Origin of the sequence: [Actinomadura] parvosata subsp. kistnae, assembly GCF_900323885.1 — a bacterium.
Lineage (GTDB): Bacteria > Actinomycetota > Actinomycetes > Streptosporangiales > Streptosporangiaceae > Nonomuraea > Nonomuraea composti.
On sequence record NZ_OOHJ01000018.1, the window covers coordinates 1,832,788 to 1,853,315 of the forward strand.

A 20,528-nucleotide genomic window follows, 5' to 3' on the forward strand; every position below is an offset into this window, starting at 1 on the left:
CTCCCTCTGACTAGAAGAGCGGCGCCCCGTCCCTGGTGAGCTTCCAGTTGGCGGCGGCGAAGCCGGCCGGGTCGATGGTGCCCTGGGCGGTGGCGTACTCGATGAGCGCCTGCCGGATCTCCACCTGCGCGTTGTAGAGCACGGGGGCGGTGGTGACGTGCGGGAAGCCGCCGCCGCCCGACTGCCGGTAGTTGTTGATCGCGACCACGAACTCCTTGTCCGCCGGGATCGGCGCGCCGTCATAGGTCAGGTTCGCGATCCGCTGTCCGACCGGCTTGGCCACGTCGATGTCGTACGAGACGCCGGCGAGCTGGTCGTAATTGTAGTCCGGCGTGTTGCCGGCGTTCGTCAGCTTGGCGACGTCCACCGGGTCGCCGGGGGCGAGCTGGTTGAAGTACTTGGCGGAGTACTCCAGGTAGTCCTTGATCTGGGCACCGGTCAGCTTGACCGCCAGGAGGGTGTTGTCGTAGACGTACAGGCCGGCCACGTCCCTGACCCGGACGTCACCGGCGGGGAAGACGGCGCTGCGGCTGAACGGCGCGGCGATCGACAGCACCGGCAGCGTGTTGTCCGGCAGCGCCTGCTTGACCGTCTCGATCTGCACGTGCTGGATGTAGTCGAGGATCGGCGTGTCCTTGTACGGCGACTCGGCCGCCGAGAGCTCCTGCGCCGACTTGGCGACGACCTTGTTGACGTAGCCGACCGTGGTGTCGTGCTGCGGCTTCAGCAGTGTCACGATCTTCGGGTCCTCGGGGACCGTGTTCGTGTTGAGCGTGGTGGACGACTTGCTCGTCACCACCCACCGGCCGCGCTGCTTGGTGAGCTGGAAGTCCAGCCGCGACAGGCGCTGGCCCCACTTGCCCGGCTCGGTGAGCAGCACCTGCTTGCCGGTGGCCTTGTTCGTCACGAACCGCTGGGCGACCTCGTTGTGCGCGTGCCCGAACAGCACCGCGTCGATGCCCGGCACCTGCTCGGCCACCATCGCCGAGGCGTTCTCCACCGGCAGGTCACCGCCGTAGGAGGACATGCCGTTGTCGCCGGCGTGCGCGGTCACGACGACCACGTCCGCGCCGAGGCCCCGGATGACCGGCACCCACTTCTTCGCCGACTCGACGAGGTCGGTGAAGCGCAGCTTGCCCTCGACGTTCGCCTTGTCCCAGATGGCCACGCCCGGGTTCGTCAGGCCGAGCACGCCCACCTTGATCGGCTGCTCGCCCTTGACCTTCATCGTCTTGATCACGAACGGCTTGTACGCGGGCAGCCCCGACCGGTCGCGGACCGCGTTCGCGGCCAGCACCGGGGCCTTCATCTGGTCGATCCAGGTGGCCAGCAGCGGCAGACCGTAGTTGAACTCGTGGTTGCCCAGCGTCACCGCGTCGTACCCGATGGCGTTCATGGCCTTGGCCATCGGGTGGGTCTCGCCGGTCTCGGTGATCGGCTCGACCTTGGCGTAGTAGTACGCCAGCGGGGTGCCCTGGATCGTGTCGCCCGAGTCGAACAGCAGCGTGTGGTCCGCCCCGCGCTCGGCCCTGATCCGGTTGACCAGCGAGGACACCTTGGCCAGGCCGACGTGGTTGCCCTGGCTGTCGGCGTAGGCGGCGTCCTTGAAGTAGTCCCAGTTGAGGGCGTTGCTGTGAAGGTCGGACGTGCCCATGACCGTGACCGTGACCGTTTTCGCCGGCGCGGCGGCCTGCGCGGGGAGTGCCGCCAGGGCCAGCACGCTGGTCGCGGCGGCCCCGGCGAGGGCGAGCTTCATGGTCTGCATGGTGCGGACAGTAACTTGGACAAATCACTCATTGGTCACGCGAGTGATGAAATCCCTGATCAATGCCGTGACTTCCGCGGGGCGCTCGTGCAGGACGACGTGGCCGCTGTCCAGCTCGGCGTACTCGCTACCGGGGATGGCCGCGTGCAGCGCGCGGGCGTGCTCGACCGGGATCAGGTGGTCCTGGGTGTTGCCGATGACCAGCGTCGGAGCGGTGATCCTCGGCAGCAGGTCCCTGATGTCCACGCGCAGGTCCAGCTCGATCTGGCGCACGGTGCCGCGCGGCGGCTCGCCCGCCATCAGGGTCTTCGCGCCCACCGAGCTGACGAACCCCGGGCTGAACGCCACGAGCGGCCCGTACGCGGCGAAGCTCTCCGGGTCGGTGGCGGCCAGCCGCGCCCACGTCCGCAGGCCCAGCTCCAGCCGCGAGTCCGCCAGGTGCGTCCACCCGGCGATCAGCACCAGCCGCCTGACCAGCTCGGGCCGCTCGGCGGCGACCTTGGCCGCCACGGCGGCGCCCAGCGAGAACCCGACCAGGTCGGACGGCTCCTCGAACGCGGCGGCCACCTGCCCGGCCAGCAGGTCGAGCGTGAGGTCGCCGCCCGGGTCGAAGGTTCGCCCGCTGCCCGCGTAGTCGGGGGTGATGACCGTGCGCAGGTCGGCCAGGCCGGGGACGAGGTGGGCGTAGTTGGTGACGGCGTCGCCGCCGGTGCCGTGCACCATGACCAGGCCGGGCCCGCTGCCCGCCCGGTGGTAGTGGACGGTGCCGCCGTCGTAGGTGACCGTGGGCATGTCTTTCTTGCTCCTCAGAGGTTTCCGCCGCCGGTGGCGTCGAGGGTGGTGCCGGTGACGAAGGCGGCGTCGGGCGAGACGGCGAAGGCGACGACGCCCGCGATCTCGTCCACGTGGCCGACGCGGTTGACCGCGTGCCTGCTCGCCGCGTACGCCTGCGCCTCGGGGTCGCCGCGCAGCCAATCGGCGTTGGTGTCGGTGTCGATGATGCCGGGCGCGACGTCGTTGACCGTGATGCCGCGCGGGCCCAGCTCCTTGGCCAGGGCCAGCGTGAACGTGCGCACCGCGCCCTTGCTCATCGCGTACGCGATGCCTTCGGGGAAGGCGATGCGGGTCGCGCCCGAGGTGATGTTGACGATCCTGCCGCCGTCGGGGATCAGCGGCAGCACCTGCTGGGTGAGGAAGAACAGGCCCTCGACGTTGACCGCGAAGACCCGGGCCCAGCCGTCCCGGGTGACCTGCGCGATGGGCTGGGGCAGGCCGACCCCGGCGTTGTTGACCAGCACGTCGAGCACGTCCGTCTCGGCCCTGACCCGCTGCGCGAGCGCGGTGACCTCCTCGGGCACGCCGAGGTCGGCGCGCACCGCGACCGCGTTCGGGCCGATCAGGTCCACGACCTCCTGGGCGGCTTCGGCGTCCCTGGCGTAGTTCACGATCACGCGGAACCCGTCCTTGGCCAGGCGTAGCGCGATCGCGCGGCCGATTCCCCTGCTCGCGCCCGTGACGAGGGCAGTCTTCATCGCTGTGCAACCTTTCTTTAGTGATCGCTACAGAAACCATAACATAGCGATCGCTATAGAATGGGCGCATGGCCAGGCAACGGGAGTTCGACAGGGAGGCGGCGCTGGAGAGCGCGCTGCTCACGTTCTGGCGGCACGGCTACGAGGCCACCTCGGTCGCGGAGCTGACCGCCGCGATGGGCATCAGACCACCCAGCCTGTACGCGGCCTTCGGCGACAAGCGGCGGCTGTTCGAGGAGGCCGTCCGGCGCTACCAGCAGACCTACGGCGCCTTCACCACCCGCGCGCTGGCCGAGGAGCCCACCGGGCGCGGCGCGATCGAGCGGGTGCTGCGGGAGGCGGCGGCCGAGTACGCCAGCGCCGAGCATCCGCGCGGCTGCCTCGTCATCACCGCGGCGGTGAACTGCGGGCCCGAGTCGGCCGAGGTGGAGGCGCTGCTGCGCGGGTTCAGGGAGGAGGCCAAGGCGGCGATCAAGCGGCGCATCGACGACGACGTGGCGGCCGGGCGGCTGCCCGCCGCGACGGACACGGCGAGGCTGGCCACCTTCTACGCCGCGACGATCCAGGGCATGTCGACGCAGTCCCGCGACGGCGCCTCCTACGAGGACCTGCTCGCCGTCGCCACCCTCGCCATGACCGCCTGGCCGGCCGTCGACGGGTCTGCTACAACGACTTGACGGAGGCGTCCTCCGGGGGGATCTCCGGGCGGGAGGCGCGCAGCCAGCGGCAGCCGTGCGGGTCCATCGGCAGCCGCACCACGCCCTGGTCCGAGACCTCCAGCGTCCCGTCCACCAGTAGGTCCGTGAGCTGGAAGCGCTCCAGCCCGTCCAGCCGCAGCTCCACGTCCTGGGCCGTGTCGCACAGGTTGTGCGCGACCACCACTGTGGCGCCGTCGGCGTCGCAGCGGTGCGCGAGCACGGCCGGATGCCCGGTCTCCAGCACGGTGTACTCGCCCCACGCCAGCTCGGGGCACTCCCGGTAGCGCTCGATGAGGAGCTGGAACCAGCGCAGCAGCGAGCCGGTGTCCCGCTTCTGGTCGGCCACGTTCACCCGGTCGGGCGCGAAGGAGCCCTCGGGGATGTCCCGGACCGGCGGGGCCTGGCTGAAGCCGCCGTCCTCGGACCACTGCATGGGGATGCGGACCGCCATGCGGCCCTCCTCCTCCAGGTTCTCGCCCATCCCGATCTCCTCGCCGTAGAAGATCACGGGCGTGCCGGGCAGCGAGAACATCAGGCTGTAGGCCATCTTGATCCGCCGCAGGTCGCCGCCGAGCATCGTCGGCAGGCGGCGGCGCAGCCCGCGCCCGAAGATCTGCATCTCCTTCTTCGGCCCGAACGCGCGGAAGACCTCCTCCCGCTCCTCCTCGGTCAGCTTGTCGAGGGTCAGCTCGTCGTGGTTGCGCAGGAACATCGCCCACTGGCAGTCCTTGGGCGGCTTCGGGCGCTCGCGCAGGGCGTCGGCCAGCGGGGTGGCGTCGTTGCGGGCCAGCGACAGCCACGCTTTCTGCATGCCGATGAAGTCGAAGCACATGGTGATCTGGTCGCCCAGCCCGTCACCGAAGTAGGCGATTAAGTCCTTGTACGGCACGTTCACCTCGCCGAGCAGGATCGAGCCGCCCTTGCGCCGCGTCATGAACGCCCGCAGGTCCGCCAGGAACTCGTGCGGGTTGGCCAAGCGCGGGTTGACGTTCTCGATGAGGAACGGCACCGCGTCCACCCGGAACCCCGACAGCCCGAGCTCCATCCAGAACCCGAGTATGCGGGTGATCTCGTCCCTGACCTCGGGGTTGCCCACGTTCAGGTCCGGCTGGTGCCGGTAGAAGCTGTGCAGGTAGTACTGGCCGGAGCCCTCGTCGTACTCCCAGACGCTGCTCTCCTTGTCGGGGAAGACGATCTGCTCGGGGTTGTCCGGCTCGGGCTTGTCCGACCAGACGTACCAGTCGCGGCGGGGCGAGTCGCGGCTCGACCGGGCCTCCTTGAACCACGGGTGCTGGTCGGAGGTGTGGTTGACGACGAGGTCGGCGATCACCCGCAGCCCCCGGTCGTGGGCGGTCCGCATGAACTCCACGAAGTCGCCCAGCGTCCCCAAGCGGGGGTCGATGGAGTAGAAGTCGGTGATGTCGTAACCGTCGTCCTTGTTGGGAGTCGGGAAGAACGGCATGAGCCACAAGCACGTCACGCCGAGCCCCGCGAGGTAGTCGATCTGCTGCGTCAGCCCGCGGAAGTCGCCCACGCCGTCGCCGTTGCCGTCCTTGAACGTCTCCACGTCCAGGCAGTACACGACGGCGTTCTTCCACCAGACGTCGGAGGTGTACGTCATGCGCATCCGGTCCCGCTACCCCACGGGACGCCTCTCATGACACCCCACGGGCCACTACCGGGCCGCCAGCACCGCCTGCCTGGCCCGCAGCGCGATCTCCAGCTCGAACCGGATGTCGGGGTCGGCGAGCTGGTCGCCGTACAGCTCTTCGAGCTGCCGCAGCCGGTAGCGCACGGTCTGCGGGTGCACGTGCAGCTTCGCGGCCACCTCGCCGGCGCCGCGCCCGTGCCGCAGCCACGCCAGCAGCGTCTCCGCGAGCCGGTCCTGCTGGGTGGGCCGCAGGTGGGCCAGGGGCGCGAGCCGCACCTCGGCCAGCGCGCTGACCAGCTCCTCGTCCTTGAACACCACGAGCGTGGCCAGGTGGTCGGCGCACCGCAGCAGCCCCCGGGGCAGCACGCCGCGCCGCGACAGGACGAGCGCCTCCCCCGCCCACCGCAGCGACGTGGCCGCCGAAGCCAGCGGCACCGCCGGGCCGATGGCGGCGCGGTGGCCGCGCAGCGCGTGCTCCAGGAGCTGCGCCCGGCCGGGGCCCGCCGGGTCGGGCACGAGCAGGCACGGCACCGGCCGGGACGGGCCGGTGAGCACGTCGGGCGGCAGCGGGGGCAGCCGGCAGGTGCCGTACTGGTCGTCGAGCGCCACGCAGGCCACCGTCCTCGGCAGCCGCCAGGCGGCGGCCTTGGCCAGGTCGGCGATGGCGTCGGGGCTGGCGGGCGGGCGGCTGAGCAGCAGGTCGAGCAGGCGGGCGCGGCGGCGCTCCATCTCGCCGGCGGCGTGCGCCCTGGCCTCGTCGAAGCCCTCGGCGGCGGCGTCGGCGAGCTGGTCGAGGTAGACGAAGATGGCCTCGCCCAGGTCGTACAAGGACTGGGGGGACAGGCCGAGCGGGCCGGCCAGCTCGGTCAGCCGCCGCCAGCCGACCCGGGCGCCGAGCCGCATCGCCGCCTGCAGCGGCTCCAGGTTGCGGCCCTCGGCCGCCTCCCCCTTGCCGATCATCCGGAACGGCTCCGGGTCCCACGGGGCGTCGGGGCGCTCGATGCGGTCGAGGAAGCCCTCGATGGCCTGCTCGACCGCCATGCGCACGACCTTGATGTAGATCTCGTCCGATGGCCGGGCGTACTCGGGGATGCGGGCCTGGATCTCCTCGATCACCTCTTCGGAGACCGGGCCGATGCCCGACCTGAGCGTTTTCACGATGTCCGCGGGTGTACGGCTTTCGCTGATGTCACTCTTGATCGCCATCGTCCCTCCTGCCGCCATTGTGACCCAGGCAACAGAAGAATGCGCAGCAAACGCTTGTTTCTTATCACTTCTGGAGGAACGCGCTGAACTCTTCCAGGTCGATCAGGCCGTCGCCGTCCTTGTCCAGCTTCTGCACGCCCTGCTGGGCGGCCTCCAGCGACACGGGCTGGCCGAGCACGTCCATCAGCCGGACCAGCTCGACCGCGGAGATGCGGCCGTCCTTGTCGGCGTCGATCAGGTCGAAGGTGGTCGCGTAGTCGTTCATGGGGGGCACCTCTCTACGAGTCCGAACTCGGGTCAGACCTTAGTGGTCACCTGTCGCAGCGCGTCGATGAATGCGAGGACTTGCGGGCTCGCGTCCCCTTCGCGCCAGGCAATGGCCAGTTCCCCGGGAGGCAGCCCTGTAACGGGCCGGTACGTCATGCCCGGCCGCTTGTAGAGGGCCGCGTTCCCCTCGGCCACCAGCACCACCCCGAGCCCGCTGATCACCGCCTCGAACACCTCCTCGGGCGTGTTCGCCGTCACCCCGACCACCGGCTCGTCGTCGCGCGCGTCCAGCCCGAGCCAGAAGTCCCGCAGCGGCCCCGCCGCCTGCGGCAGCGCGATGAACGGCTCCCGCCGCAGCGCCTCGAACGGGATCTCCGCCAGCTCCGCCAGCGGATGATCGGCGGGCATGGCGACCCCGCGCCGCTCCGTGGCCAGCACGTACGTCCGCAGCCCGGCCGGCACCGGCAGCCAGATGAACGCCACGTCCGACGAGCCGTCGGCCAGCCCGCCGCTGGGATCGTCCCAGCCGACCAGCCGCAGCGACACCTCCCACCCCGGCATCGCCTCGCGGAAGCGGCGCAGCGCCTCCTGCTGCAACCCCCGGCCCACGGCCGTCTGCAGGCCGATCACCAGCGTGCCCGTGGGCGCCGCCGCCCGCGCCTGCTCCACGCCGGCGTTCCAGCGTTCGAGCAGGTCGCGGGCGACCGGCAGCAGCGCCTCGCCCTGCCGGGTGAGCACCACCCCGCTCGGCACCCGCTCGAACAGCCGGAACCCGAGCAGCCCCTCCAGCACCCTGAGCTGCTTGGACAGCGCCGGCTGGGAGACGAACAGCCGCTCGGCGGCCCGCGTCACGTTCAGGTCCTCGGCAACCGCCACGAAATACCGCAACTCCCGCAAATGCACATCCATAGCCACTGGTTATAGCAGGAGGTCTTGGACGCCGGGCGGGCCCCGGCGGCAGGATCGGAGCCATGAAGACAAGGACTCTCGGCAACTTGCGGGTTCCCGCGATCGGATTCGGCGCCATGGTGCTCTCGCCCGGCGTGTACGGCGAGGTGGACGACGCCCGCGCCGAGACCGCGCTCAAGGCGGCACTCGACGCCGGCGGCACCCACGTGGACACCAGCGACGCCTACGGCGTGGACGGCCACAACGAGCGCCTGGTCGGCCGCGCGATCAAGGGCCGCAGGGACGAGGTGGTCGTCGCCACCAAGTTCGGCCTGGCCATCCCCGAGGGGGAGCCGAGCCGCGCCCAGCCGGTCGGGTTCGCCTTCCGCGAGCTGCGCGTCAACGCCGATCCCCGCCTGGTGCGCGGCTACGCGGAACGCAGCCTGCGCAACCTGGACACCGACGTGATCGACCTCTACTACGTTCATTACCCCGACCCCGGCGTGCCCATCGAGGAGACCGTCGGCGCGATGGCCGAGCTGGTGCGCGACGGCCTGATCAAGCACATCGGCCTGTCGAACGTGACGGCGGCCCAGCTCAGGGCCGCGCACGCGGTGCACCCCGTGACGGCCGTGCAGAACGAGTGGTCGATGTGGCGGCCCGTGGACCCCGGCCTGCTCGCCGCCGCCCGCGAGCTGGGCGTCGGCATCGTGGCGTGGAGCCCGCTCGGCACCGGCTTCCTCACCGGTACCGTGCAGGCACTCGGCGAAGGCGACTTCCGCCACAACGCGCCCCGCTTCTCCGCCGAGAACCTGGCCGGCAACAACGACCGCTACGCCCCCATCAGGACGCTGGCCGCCCACCTCGGCATCACCCCGGCCCAGCTCGCCCTGGCCTGGCTGCTGCACCAGGACGAGCACGTCGTCACCATCCCCGGCAGCCGCACCCCCGCCCACATCGAGGAGAACCTGGCCGCCGCCGACCTCACCCTCCACCCCGACACGCTGGCCAGGCTCGACGAGGCGCTCGCCAAGTTCGAGGTCAGCGGCGGGACGCTGCTCTAGATGCGGCCTCTGACTAGGCCGGCGAGCCAGACTGTGGCGATGGCCGCGTACATGGTGAGCAGGACCACGCCCGGGTTCGGGAGCAGTGCCGCGACGGCGACGGCGGCGCCCAGCAGGGCCGCCCAGCCGTACAGGACGGCCCGGCGGCGGGGCGCGCCGGTGTGCGCGGCCTCCTGCACGGGGGTGACCAGGGCCGCCACGGCCGCCCCCGCTGTCCCGAGCACGTCGTGGCCGAGCGCGATGCCCGCGACGAGCAGCGCCGCGCCCGCCGCCACCAGGCCCAGGCAGAGCGCGGCCACCCGCGCCTCCACGCCCTCGAACAACAGCCGGGTCGTCCCGCCCCGGGACAGGCGCAGCGTGGTCCACGCCTCGGCCACCCAGCCCACCCAGTGCAGCAGCGCGAGCACGACGAAGACCAGGATCACCGGCGGGACCGCGGGCAGCAGGAAGATCAGCCGCCACCCCTGCGGGAACCTGCCGCGCAGCCGCGACAGCCTCCGGTAGACCGGGTTGCGCTGCTTCAGCGCCGCCACCAGCAGGTCCCTGGCCGGGCCGAAGCCCGGATCGAGGCGGAGCACCTCGCGGAACTCCTCCGCCGCCCGCCCCGGCTCCCCGAACCGCAGCGCCGCCCGGCCGCTCACGAAGTGCGCCGTCGGGCTCTCCGGGTCGATCCGCAGGGCGTGCGCGGCGGCGGCACCCGCCTGGCGGGCGTCGCCGAGGTTGGTGTACGCCAGCGACACCAGGCTGACCAGGTCGGCGTCCTCCGGCTCGAAGCTCAGGCCGCGCAGCGCCGCGTCCGCCACCGCCTGCCACTCCCCCTTCAGCAGGTGCGCGCGGGCCAGGACCTCCCAGGCGGGGGCGTACTCGGGGGCGAGGTCCAGGGCCGCGCGGACGGCGGCGATCGCGTCGTCCGGGCGGCCGGCCCGGTTGTGCACCTGGGCGGCGGCGTAATGGGGGAACCACTGGTCGGGGGCGAGGCGTACGGACTCCCTGGCCTCCGCGACGGCCTCGTCCACCTGGCGCTGCTCGATCAGCGCCAGCGACAGCAGGGCGTGGCCGGTGACGTGCTGCGGCTCCTGTGCGAGCAGGCCGCGCAGCTCCCGCTCGGCGTCGGCGGGCCGCCGCAGCCGCAGCAACGTCCGCGCCCGCTCGACCGGATCGGCGGCCGTCACCACGGCCCGCGCACCCGCCTCATCCGGGACGCTCCCGCTACCACTTCATCTTCACCCAGGGCATCAGCTCGTCCCAGGCGCCGGAGTCGTTGGCGTGCATGACGTAGTTGCGGGCGGTGCCCATCCACTCGCGCACCGCCGTGGGCCGCACGCTCTTGGCGGCGGCCAGCAGGTCCTGTGTGGTCAGCGGGATCGGCCGGCCGGCGCTGATCGACTGCTGCAGCTTGGCCTCCACCGCCCGGTCCACCACGCCCTTCAGGTCCGCGCCCACGAAGAGCTCGGTGGCCTGCGCGACCGCGTCGTAGTCCATCTCGGCCAGCGGCTTGTCGCGGCACAGGATGCGCAGGATGGCCGCGCGCGCCTGCTGGTCGGGCGGCGGCACGAACACCGGCTGGTCCAGCCGCCCGGGACGGCGGAAGGCCACGTCCACGTACCAGGGGGCGTTCGTGGCGGCCAGCACCAGCACGCCCTCGTTGGCGTTCTGGTCCACGCCGTCCAGCTCCGACAGGAACTGGTTCACGAGCTGCCGCCCGTGCGCGCTGCGCATGTCGGAGCGGCGGCCCGCCAGCGCGTCCACCTCGTCGAAGAACAGCACGCACGGGCGGTTGCGGCGGGCCAGGTCGAACGTGGCGCGCAGGTTGCGCTCGCTGTTGCCGATGTACATGTCGAGGATGTCGGCCAGGCCGACGTTGACGAACGCCGCCCCCAGCTCCCCTGCGGCGGCCCTGGCCAGGTGGGTCTTGCCCGCACCCGGCGGCCCGTACAGCAGCACGCCGCCGCCGGCGCGCTTGCCGAACGCGGCGAACATCTCCGGCTGCTGCGTCGGCAGCAGCAGCTTGATCCGCAACGCCTCCTTGACCGTCTCCATGCCGGCCACGTCGGCGAAGGAGACCCCGGACCGCTCCACCTCCGCCGTGCTGGCGTCGCCGGGCTGGGGGACGGACGGCAGGAACGGCGACTCGGCCGGCTCGCTCGCCATCGGCGCCGGCGGCCGGGCGGCGGGGCCGGCCGAGCCGGTGATGCGCGCCTCCAGCTCCTTGTCCGCCACCGACGCGTCGCGGGAGGTCGCCTCGTAGTAGCGGTAGGCGGCCTTGGCCGTATCACCCTCGCCCAGCAGCGCCCGGGCCGCCAGCACGCCCACCGCCGGCGGGTAGCCCGGCGTCGCCAGCAGCGGCTCCAGCGCCGCCATCGCCGCGCCGAACGCGCTCTGCCGGATGAACGCGTCCGCCAGCCCGCCGATCAGCTCGGGGTCCTGCGGGGCGAGCGCGAGCGCGGCGCGGAACTCGGCCTCGGCGTCCGCCAGGTACCCCTTGGCGAGGAGCTGCCCGGCGAGATGCCGCCGCAGGGGGAGGTTGTCCGGTGAGAGACGCGCCGCCTCGCGGAGCGCCTGAAGGCCGGCATCGTCGGGCACGTGCCGTTCCCTTCTGTCGCAGTTTCGGTCATCTCGGACTACGCAAGATACCGAAATCTCGCCTACCTGGGGTTATTCACGCCCGGATAGGGGTGGTCTGCGCGGAAGCGATCCTCCAGGCGCCGTCCTCCTCCCGCACCGCCACGTACGTCAGCCAGCCGGACTCCGCCGGGAGCGCCGCGCGCGGGTCCCGCCGCACCTCCGGGTCACGGCCGTCGAACACCCGCTTCATCGACGTCACGATCGCCACGTCCGGCCGGACGAACCGGATGTCCGCCACCTCCGTCTTAGTGATCACGTCGGCCAGTGGTGACTCCAGCGCCGCCTTCATCACCTTGGTCAGCGCCTCCTTGCCCGCCACCCGCCGTCCGGCGATGTTCACGATGGCGGTGTCGGCGGTGTGCAGGGCGATGAACGGCTCCACGTCGTTCTGGTGCTTCTCGGCCTCCGCGACCAGGCTCCTGATCGCGGCGATGTCCGTGCTGCCTGCCATGACGTCCTCATCTCTGTTATTCGGAGCGATTCGCTCCGATAAGAGCATGCTATTAACGGAGCGCTCCGCTCCGCAAGAGGGCAAGGACATGTCACCGGAACAGGCGCAGGCGATCCTCGCCGATCCGCTCGCGCAGCTCGTGGTCCTCCACGCCCAGCCCCTCCTCCGGGGCCAGGGCGAGCACGCCCACCTTCCCCACGTGCTGGTTGAGCTGCACGGCACGGGCCGCGTCCGCCGCCTCCACCAGCGGGTACACGGTCGAGAGCGTCGGATGGATCAGGCCGAGCGAGATGAGCCGGTTGATCTCGTGGCACTCCTGGTAGTTCGCGCCGTGGGAGCCGATGATCCGCTTCAGCTTCATCCACAGGTGCCGGTTGTCGTACTCGTGCGCGTACCCGCTGGACGAGCCGCACGTCACCACCGAGCCGCCGCGCCTGGCCACGTACACGGAGGCCCCGAACGTCTCCCTGCCCGTGTGCTCGAACACGATGGCCGGGTCCTCCCCCACCTGCCGCCTGACCTCCGCGCCCAGCCGCCGCCACGCCTTCTCGTCGCTCAGGTCGTCGAACTGCGCCCGGTCCACCACGTGCCGGCAGCCCATCCTGCGCAGCAGCTCCGCCTTCGCCGGCGAGCTGACCACGCCCACCGGGATGCCGCCGCCGCGCAGCACCAGCTGCACGCCGTAGCCGCCGAGGCCGCCCGTCGCCCCCCACAGCAGCACCACGTCGCCCTGCTTCATCCGCGCGCCGCGCTCGCCGACCAGCATCCGGTACGCCGTCGAGGCGCACAACATGTTGCAGGCCGCCTCCTCCCACGTCAGATGCCGGGGCTTGGCGAGCAGCTGCGTGGCCTTGACCACGGCGAAGTCCGCCAGGCCGCCGAAGTTCGTCTCGAAGCCCCACGCCCGCAGGTCGGCGGCCAGCATCCCGTCGTGCTGCACGACCGGGTCCTCGCCGTCCACGTACGCCGGGCTCGTCACCACCCGGTCGCCCACCCGCCAGCGGCGCACCGCCCGGCCCGTCCTGACGATCACGCCCGCCGCGTCCGAGCCGAGCACGTGCGTCGGCAGGTCGTGCCGCGGGTCCGTCCGCCCGAACCGCTCCAGGAACGCGAACGTCGGGATCGGCTCGAACATCGCCGACCAGACCGTGTTGAAGTTGATCGCGCTGGCCATCACCGCGACCAGCACCTCGTCCTCGGCCAGCTCCGGCATCGGCACCTCGCCGACGTGCAACGTCCGGCGCACGTCCTTGTCCGGCTCGTCCGGGTCGAACGTGCCCACCTCGTCCTTGCGCAGGTGGGCGGCCCGGTAGGTGGTCGGCACGTCCAGGCGCGCCAGCTCGGCGGGCTCCGCGCCTGCCACCACTGCCTGTGCCAGCGTCATAGCAGTCCTCCCAGGTGCTCGGCGATCATCTCGACGTGTGGGGGGTCGAGCAGGTCCAGATGGTGCGAACCGGGGATCTCGACGATCTCCAGCCGCGGGCAGTACGGCCCGAAACCCCTGGCCGGGTCGTCCTCATGGGCGTAACGGGAGTCCCGCACCGTCCAGGGTGTGGGCTCGGTGGAGCGGTAGAGCACGACCCGGCCGTGGTACGGGGCGGCGGGGCGGTACCGTTCGATGGCCCTGGTGTCCTCGTGCGAGGTCAGCTGGTGCCGCAGCACCGCGCCCGGCAGCGCCTCCAGCGCTCCCGACCCCGCCATCCGCGCCCTCACCACGGCCGCACGCTCCTCCTCCGTCAGGTCCCGCAGCTCGGCCGGGTCGAGCCGCACGTCCACGCCGTACGTCCGGCGCAGGTGAGCCGCGAAGTCCGCGTACCGGCGGGCCTCGATCTCCCGCCGCTCCTCCTCCGGCACCTGGTCCGGCAGGCCGGAGTCGATCATCGCCACCAGCTCGACGTCCGCCTCGCCCAGGCGCCGCGCGATCTCGAACGCCAGGATCCCCCCGAACGACCACCCACCCAGCCGGTACGGCCCCGGCCCCGCCTCCTTGATCACCTCGGCGTAACGCTCGGCCCGCTCGGGAACGCCCAGGGCACCGTCCAGCCGCTCCAGGCCCCGGACGGGGGTGGCGGGGAGGCGGTCGGCCAGCAACGCGTACACGCCGGTGGTGCCGCCGGCGGGGTGCGCGAGGTACAGCGGCCTGCCGGCGGCCACGGCATTGAGCCGCCGCACGACCCCGCGTTCGGCCTCCGCCTCCTCCAGCCCCCGCACGACCTCGGCCAGCTCCGCCGCCCTCACGACCCGTTGATGGGCGGCGCTGATCCCGGCCGCCGCGTCGAGCTGGACCGGCTTGCCCAGCTCGCGGCTCAGCACCGCGCATGCCTCGGGCAGGACATCCGGTGGGACGGGGTCCGTGACGGAGGGCTCACGGCCGAGCAGCCCGGCCAGCACCCGCACCACCTGCCGCTCCGCCGCATCCCTCGCCGCGACGGCACGCGCTCCGGCCGCCGAACCCAGCACCGCCGCGACGGCAGGCACGTCGGCCGCCAGCCCCAACTCGGCCGCGACGGTGGGCACGTCACCCGCCAGGTCCAGCCCGGCCGCGACGGCGGGCACGTCTGCCGTCAAGCCCAGCTCGGCCGCGACCGTTCCCGCGAGGACGCCCACCGTGCCGCCCGTGAGCATCAGCGTGGTGGGCACCGCGACGCCGAAGTCGTGCTCGATCGTGCCGCGCAGCCGGGTCGCGGCCAGCGAGTCCAGCCCGAGGGCCGTCAGCGCCGTCCTCTCGTCCAGCCCGTCCGCACCCATCCCGAGCACGACCGCCACCCGCTCCTTGACCCGCACGAGCACGTCCTCGGGGGTGAGCGTGGCAGGATCCAGCGGGCCGCCAGACTCCAGCCCGGCGACGGCCCCGCCCCGCACGCCCGCAGTCCCGCCGAAGCGGCCCGCAGGCCCGGACGCGCCCTCCGCGAGACCGACGGAGCCATCCATACGACCGGGCACGCCACCCGCCAGACCGGCTGAACCGTCGGCGCGACCCGCGAGACCGGCCAAGCCGCCCGGCGGGCTGGTTGGTTCGGTGGTCACGTCGGCGAAATACGGGATGCGGGCGATGGCCGGAAATATCGTGACCGCTTGCCGCACGTCCACCTTGATCACACCTGCCGACATCCCGCCCCGGACGAGCACCTCCAGGGCCTCAAGCCCTTCCTCCGCCGTCAGCGGCTCCACCGCGGGCAGGGCGGCCCCGGCGGACGTGCCGGCCCACGGCCCCCATGCGATGGCGATCCCCGGCAGCCCTTCGGCGCGGCGCAGCTCGCACAGCCCGTCGAGCCAGGCGTTCGCCGCCGCGTAGGCCGCCTGCCCGGGGGAGCCGAGCAGGCCGGCCGCCGACGAGAACGCCACCCACCAGTCCAGGTCCAGCGCCTTGGTGGCTTCGTGCAGGCGCAGGCCGCCGTCCACCTTGGCCGCCCACACCCGTTCCAGGCTCCCCGCGTCCAGGTCGGTGACCATGCGGTCGTCCAGCACGCCGGCCGTGTGGATCACGCCGCGCAGCCGCATCCCTCCCGCCATGGCCGCCGCCACCAGCCGCTCGGCCGTCCCGGGCTGGGCCAGGTCGCCCGTCACCACCTCGGCGACCCCTTCGGCGGGCGCCGGTGTCCGGCCGTTCAGCACGACACGAGTGGCACCGCGCTCGGTCAGCCGGCGGGCGGCGAGCCGGCCGAGCCGGCCGGTCCCGCCGGTGACGATGTACGCCCCCGGCCCGCCCACCGGGTCCTGGCGGGCGGGCGGGACGGCGGCCCGGCGCAGGCGAGCCACGTGACGCACCCCGCCCCGCCAGGCCACCTCGTCGTCTCCCGGCTCAGCGGTCAGTTCGGTGGCCAGGTCGGCGAGGTCGTCGAAGTCCACGAGCGTGGCGTGCAGCTCCGGCCGTTCGAGGGCGAGCACCCGCACCAGGCCGCGCAGTGCCGCAGGACCGGGGTCGGGCCGGTCGCCCTCCAGGACGGCCTGGGCCCGTTCGGTGCCGATCGTGACGCGGCAGCCCCGGGCGGCCAGGGCGGCGACGTTCAGGATCACCCGCCGCGCCCCGGCCGGGTCGAGTCCGCGCGGAGGCAGGACGAGCACGGACGACGCCGGGCCGAGCCCGCCGGGGAGCGGCGCGGGGCAGGTGGCGGGCAGCACGAGGAGGGTGGCGGCGGGGCAGAGGAGGGCATGGAGGCGGGCCGCCCGCGCATCCCCCTCATCGGCCAGGATGAGCCACGCGCGGGACGGGCCCGCCTCCCGTGGTGGCTCGGGGACCCAGTCGCGTACGACCAGTCTGCCGTCCGGACCGGCCGGGCGCGACGGCGGCACGGGCCCGGCCCAGTGGCGGACGTGATGCCAGGGCGAATGCGGCACGTCCACGACGCGTCCCGAGGTGCGCGGGGCGACGCGGGTGGCGGCGGTGGCGAGCTGCGTGGACAGGTCGCCCGTCGTGAGGGTGGCGGCGGGCGGCAGGGTGTCGCGCAGCGCGCCGGTCAGCACGGGGTGCGGGCTCAGCTCGGTGAAGAGCGTGTAGCCGTCCTCGGCGGCGGCACGTACGGCCTGCATGAGCCGTACGGGACGCCGGACCCCGGCCGCCCAGTAGGCCGCCTCGAACACCGGCGCCTCGCGGGGGTCCTCGAAGACCACCGAGTAGTACGGCACCACGGGCTTGCCCCCGGCGACCCCGGCCAGCTCCTCCCTGAGCACCGGCAGCAGCGGTTTGACCTGCGGCGAGTGGCCGGCGCCCTCGGCGGTGAGCGTCCGGGCGAACAGGCCGCGCGCCGCCACGGACGCGGCGAACGCCGCCACCCGCTCCGGCTCCCCCGTCACCACGCACTGGCCGGGCGCCGAGTACACGGCCACGTGCAGGTCGGCAGGCACCTCGTGGGCGTCCACCGCCACCACGGCCATCGCCCCGCCGCCGCCGAGCCCGCCGAGGAGCCGGGCGCGGGTACAGATGACCTTGACGGCGTCCGGCAGCGACAGCCCGCCCGCCACCACGGCGGCGGCCACCTCCCCCATCGAGTGCCCGATCACGGCGGCCGGCTCGAACCCGTAGGCCCGCCACGTCCGGGCCAGGGCGAGCTGGGCGGCGAAGAGGATCGGCTGGATCGTGGCCACGCCCGAGGGGAGCGGGTCGTGCACGTCGATCCCGGCCTCGGCGGCGAGCAGCGGGGCGAGGGTGTCGATGGTGTGGCGGTAGGCGGGCTCGACGTCGTAGAGGCCCAGGTCGGGCGGCTGGGGCCGGTATCCGCCGAACACCCAGACGGGCCCGGCGTCCGTCCCCTGCGTGGCAGGTGGGGGCTGGAGGCGGTGGAGCCGGTCGATCAGCTCGGCGGCGTCGGCGGCCACCACGGCGGCGGCCGCCCTGCCGCGTCCGGCGCGCCGGGCGAGCGTGTGGGCGACGTCCCGCAGGCCCGACTCGGGCCGCCAGGCGGCCAGCACGCGGGCGTGGTCGCGAACCCTGGCCTCGGTGGTGTCGGTGAGCAGGAAGACGTGCTTGGCGGTGCCCACCGGGCGCGCCGAGGCGCCAGGGCCCATGTCGGACGCGCCCAGACGGACATCCGGGCCGACGTCGTACGCCTCCAGGCAGACGTGCGCGTTCGTGCCGCCGAAGCCGAACGCCGACACCCCCGCCCGCGCGTCGGGACGTGGCCAGGCGGTCGGTTCGGTGACGACCTTCAAGGTGTCCCAGGGGACGTGCGGGTTGGGGTGGCGGAAGTGCAGGCTGGGCGGGATGACGCCGTGGTGCAGGGCGAGCACGGTCTTGATGAGCCCGGCGACGCCGGCGGCGGCCTCCAGGTGGCCGAGGTTCGTCTTGGCGGAGCCGAGCAGGACGGGGGTGCGGATGGCGGCGGCGATGGCGCGGGCCTCGATGGGGTCGCCGAGGAACGTGCCCGTCCCGTGGGCCTCGATGTAGTCGGGGCCGCGGTCCCCGTACACGTGCCGCAGCAGCGCCTCCTGGGCCTCGGGGTTGGGGGCGACGAGGCCGTTGGAGCGGCCGTCCTGGTTGACGGCGGTCGCGCCGACGAGCGCGAGCACGCGGTCGCCGTCGCGCAGGGCGTCGGTCAGCCGTTTGAGCACCACGACCCCGCAGCCTTCGGCGCGCACCATGCCGTCGGCGGAGGCGTCGAAGGCCTTGCACCGGCCGTCGGGCGCGGTGCCGCCGCCGCGGTCGAAGGCGAGGGTGATCACGGGGGAGAGCAGGACGTTCACGCCGGCGGCGAGGGCGAGGTCGCACTCGCCGGCGCGCAGGCTGGAGACGGCGAGGTGGGTGGCGACGAGGGAGGAGGAGCAGGCGGTGTCGACGGCCATGGAGGGGCCGCGCAGGTCGAGCAGGTAGGACAGGCGGTTGGCGCCCATGCCGAGCGCCGCGCCGGTGGCCGTCCAGGCGTCGACGGAGGCGAGGTCGGCGGTGGTCAGGTAGGCGTACTCGTTGCCGGAGATGCCGGTCCACACGCCGGTGCGGGTGCCGGCCAGCGATCGGGGGGCGATGCCGCCGTGTTCGAGCGCTTCCCAGGCGGTCTCGAGGAGCAACCGTTGCTGCGGGTCCATGGCCGCCGCCTCGCCGGGCGCGATGCCGAAGAACTCCGCGTCGAACCCGGCCACGTCGTCGAGGAACCCGCCGTGCCTGGTGGCGGTCGCGCTCGCCGCCCCGAACGCCTCCCACCGGCCGGCGGGGACCTGGCCGACCGCGCAGCGGCCCTCGATGAGCAGGTCCCAGTACGCCCGGGGGCCGTGCGCGCCGGGGAAGCGGCAGCCGACGCCGACCACGGCGACGGGCTCGCCGGGCGGGGCGCGGCGCGTACGGGAGGCTCGGGGGTGGCCAGCGCGCGGGCCAGGCGGTTCACGGTGGGGTGCTCCCACAGGAGGGTGGGGCTCAGCTCGCGGCCCAGCAGCTCGCCCAGCTCGGCCGCGACGGCCACCGACTCGCGGGAGGAGAGCCCGTACTCGCCCAGGGGCCGGTCGGGGTCCACGTGCTCGCCGAGCCGTTCGACGAGGAAGCGGCGGATCTCACCTTCGCCGGGTACGTCCATCAGCGCTCCCATGCATCTGGGGTGATCGGCCAACATACCCAGGGGCCGGGGGCGGGGGTCAGGCCCGGACGGAACATTCCTCGGCCGGGTTTTGTCACGCTCGTGATGATTTATCCGGCGGAGCGTAACCGGAGGCGGATTTTCGTACGGACGCTCATAGCGGCTCCCCCGCCGCACCGCCTACCCTCGCGTGCACTCCCGGCGAAGGGGCCCGACCATGTCCTCAAGCACGCAGCCGACCATGCGACCCGCCCTGCGCCGATGGCGGGCGCTGGTGGTGCCGGTGGTGGCAGCGGTGGTGGTGCCGGTGCTCGTCCTGTCCGCGGCTCCGAGCGGGGCCGCCGCCGACCCCGACTGGTCGCTCTCCCCCGACGGCTCGGCCACGGAGCAGCCGAGCACGAGCCCGACCCCGCAGCCCGCCCAGGACACCGGCTACCTGCCGTGGCAGAAGGCGCTGCCGGGCCCGGCCCGCGTGGTGCGCGAGCGCCGTCTCGACGCCCGCACGCTGGACGTGCTCATCTCCTCCCCGTCGGTCGGCCGCATGCTGCCGGTCCGCCTGCTCCTCCCGCGGGGCTGGTCGAAGGGCGCGAGGCGGACGTGGCCGGTGCTGTACCTGCTGCACGGCGGCGCGGACGACTACACGTCGTGGACCCGCATGACCGACATCTCCACCTATACGGCCGACCTGGACGCCATCGTCGTCATGCCGGAGGCGGGCCGCGCCGGCAACTACACCGACTGGTACAACGGCGGCAGGGGCGGGCCGCCCGCGTGGGCCACGTTCCACACGTACGAGGTGCGCCGGTTGCTGGAGGTCGGCTACCGGGCCGGCACCAGGCGCGCGGTCGCGGGCCTGTCCATGGGCGCGTACGGCGCCGTCAAGTACGCCGCCCGCTACCCCGGCATGTTCCGCTTCGCGGGGGCGTACAGCGGCATCCTGGCCACCAGGCTCCCCGGCATCCCGGAGATCGTCATGAACGCCCAGGCCAGCGAGAAGCAGGATCCCCTCGCCCTGTGGGGCGACCCCAAGCGGAACAAGCGGGTGTGGGCCGCCAACGACCCCCTGGCCCTGGCGGCGAACCTCAAGGGCGTCAGCCTCTACCTGTCGAGCGGCACCAACAGCTTCAACGGCCCGCTGGACCCGCCGGGCTCGCCGTGGCATCCGGCGCATCTGGGCGAGCCGATCTCGGCGTACACGGCGAAGGCGCTGAGCAAGCGGCTCAAGGGGCTCGGCATCCCGCACACGCTCCATTTGTACGGGAACGGCACGCACACGTGGCCGTACTGGATCAGGGAGTTCAAGAGCTCGTACCCGATGATCCGCAAGGCGCTGGGAGCCTAGGAAGCGCGGGCCCGCACGTCCCCAAGCCAAGGGGACCC

At 72.9% G+C, this 20,528-nt stretch carries 15 protein-coding genes and 1 pseudogene; 3 read left to right on the plus strand and 13 right to left on the minus strand.

Annotated features, from left to right (window positions below):
- Positions 1-10: 10 nt before the first annotated feature.
- Genes KIS93_RS28510 through KIS93_RS28520 form a run of 3 tightly spaced genes read right to left on the minus strand, consistent with a single transcriptional unit; the run spans position 11 to position 3,297 of the window.
- A complete protein-coding gene (locus KIS93_RS28510; protein WP_080044799.1) occupies positions 11-1,765 on the minus strand; it encodes a bifunctional metallophosphatase/5'-nucleotidase in 1,755 nt (584 codons plus the stop codon).
- A gap of 24 nt (positions 1,766-1,789) precedes the next feature.
- Positions 1,790-2,557 carry an alpha/beta fold hydrolase gene (locus KIS93_RS28515; RefSeq protein WP_080044798.1) on the minus strand — a complete coding sequence of 256 codons (768 nt, stop codon included), beginning with the start codon at positions 2,555-2,557 and terminating at the stop codon, positions 1,790-1,792.
- A 14-nt stretch (positions 2,558-2,571) separates the two neighbouring features.
- Positions 2,572-3,297 (minus strand): SDR family NAD(P)-dependent oxidoreductase, encoded by a 726-nt coding sequence (locus KIS93_RS28520; protein ID WP_080044797.1) that lies wholly within the window; start codon positions 3,295-3,297, stop codon positions 2,572-2,574.
- Between the two features lie 68 nt (positions 3,298-3,365).
- Between KIS93_RS28520 and KIS93_RS28525 the strand changes: the two genes are divergently transcribed.
- A complete protein-coding gene (locus tag KIS93_RS28525; RefSeq protein WP_080044796.1) occupies positions 3,366-3,974 on the plus strand; it encodes a TetR/AcrR family transcriptional regulator in 609 nt (202 codons plus the stop codon).
- Here KIS93_RS28525 and KIS93_RS28530 read toward each other — a convergent pair.
- The 4 genes from KIS93_RS28530 to KIS93_RS28545 all read right to left on the minus strand — a co-directional run bounded on the left by KIS93_RS28530 (position 3,961) and on the right by KIS93_RS28545 (position 8,028).
- Positions 3,961-5,616: an alpha-amylase family protein gene (locus tag KIS93_RS28530; RefSeq protein WP_230465758.1), complete on the minus strand. Its 1,656-nt coding sequence runs from the start codon at positions 5,614-5,616 to the stop codon at positions 3,961-3,963. The genes KIS93_RS28525 and KIS93_RS28530 overlap by 14 nt on opposite strands.
- 54 nt (positions 5,617-5,670) lie before the next feature.
- The gene (locus KIS93_RS28535; protein WP_230465757.1) at positions 5,671-6,852 is read right to left on the minus strand and encodes a helix-turn-helix domain-containing protein; all 1,182 of its coding nucleotides are present in this window, start codon (positions 6,850-6,852) and stop codon (positions 5,671-5,673) included.
- 64 nt (positions 6,853-6,916) lie between these two features.
- Positions 6,917-7,117: an EF-hand domain-containing protein gene (locus KIS93_RS28540; RefSeq protein WP_186404495.1), complete on the minus strand. Its 201-nt coding sequence runs from the start codon at positions 7,115-7,117 to the stop codon at positions 6,917-6,919.
- Positions 7,118-7,149: 32 nt separating this feature from the next.
- A complete protein-coding gene (locus KIS93_RS28545) occupies positions 7,150-8,028 on the minus strand; it encodes a LysR family transcriptional regulator (RefSeq protein WP_080044793.1) in 879 nt (292 codons plus the stop codon).
- A 62-nt stretch (positions 8,029-8,090) separates the two neighbouring features.
- Here KIS93_RS28545 and KIS93_RS28550 point away from each other — a divergent pair, with 62 nt between their 5' ends.
- Complete coding sequence (locus KIS93_RS28550) at positions 8,091-9,071, plus strand: aldo/keto reductase (protein ID WP_080044792.1); 981 nt, start codon at positions 8,091-8,093, stop codon at positions 9,069-9,071.
- On the opposite strand, the gene KIS93_RS28555 is transcribed toward KIS93_RS28550, so the two are convergent.
- The 6 genes and pseudogenes from KIS93_RS28555 to KIS93_RS65730 all read right to left on the minus strand — a co-directional run.
- Positions 9,068-10,246, minus strand: coding sequence for a tetratricopeptide repeat protein (locus KIS93_RS28555; protein ID WP_080044791.1), 1,179 nt, complete (start codon positions 10,244-10,246; stop codon positions 9,068-9,070). The two genes, KIS93_RS28550 and KIS93_RS28555, sit on opposite strands and share 4 nt — an antisense overlap.
- A 34-nt stretch (positions 10,247-10,280) precedes the next feature.
- Positions 10,281-11,654, minus strand: coding sequence for an ATP-binding protein (locus KIS93_RS28560; protein WP_080044790.1), 1,374 nt, complete (start codon positions 11,652-11,654; stop codon positions 10,281-10,283).
- A gap of 76 nt (positions 11,655-11,730) precedes the next feature.
- Complete coding sequence (locus KIS93_RS28565) at positions 11,731-12,147, minus strand: SgcJ/EcaC family oxidoreductase (RefSeq protein ID WP_080044789.1); 417 nt, start codon at positions 12,145-12,147, stop codon at positions 11,731-11,733.
- A gap of 91 nt (positions 12,148-12,238) precedes the next feature.
- Positions 12,239-13,531 (minus strand): crotonyl-CoA carboxylase/reductase, encoded by a 1,293-nt coding sequence (gene ccrA, locus KIS93_RS28570; RefSeq protein ID WP_080044788.1) that lies wholly within the window; start codon positions 13,529-13,531, stop codon positions 12,239-12,241.
- Positions 13,528-18,885, minus strand: coding sequence for a type I polyketide synthase (locus tag KIS93_RS67650; protein ID WP_281261980.1), 5,358 nt, complete (start codon positions 18,883-18,885; stop codon positions 13,528-13,530). The genes ccrA and KIS93_RS67650 overlap by 4 nt, the downstream gene beginning before the upstream one ends.
- A gap of 113 nt (positions 18,886-18,998) precedes the next feature.
- A pseudogene (locus KIS93_RS65730) lies at positions 18,999-19,184 on the minus strand (hypothetical protein); the annotation flags it as partial.
- Positions 19,185-19,365: 181 nt separating this feature from the next.
- Between KIS93_RS65730 and KIS93_RS28580 the strand changes: the two are divergent.
- On the plus strand, positions 19,366-20,490 hold the full coding sequence (locus tag KIS93_RS28580; RefSeq protein WP_230465756.1) for an alpha/beta hydrolase: 1,125 nt from the start codon (positions 19,366-19,368) through the stop codon (positions 20,488-20,490).
- Positions 20,491-20,528 lie beyond the last annotated feature (38 nt).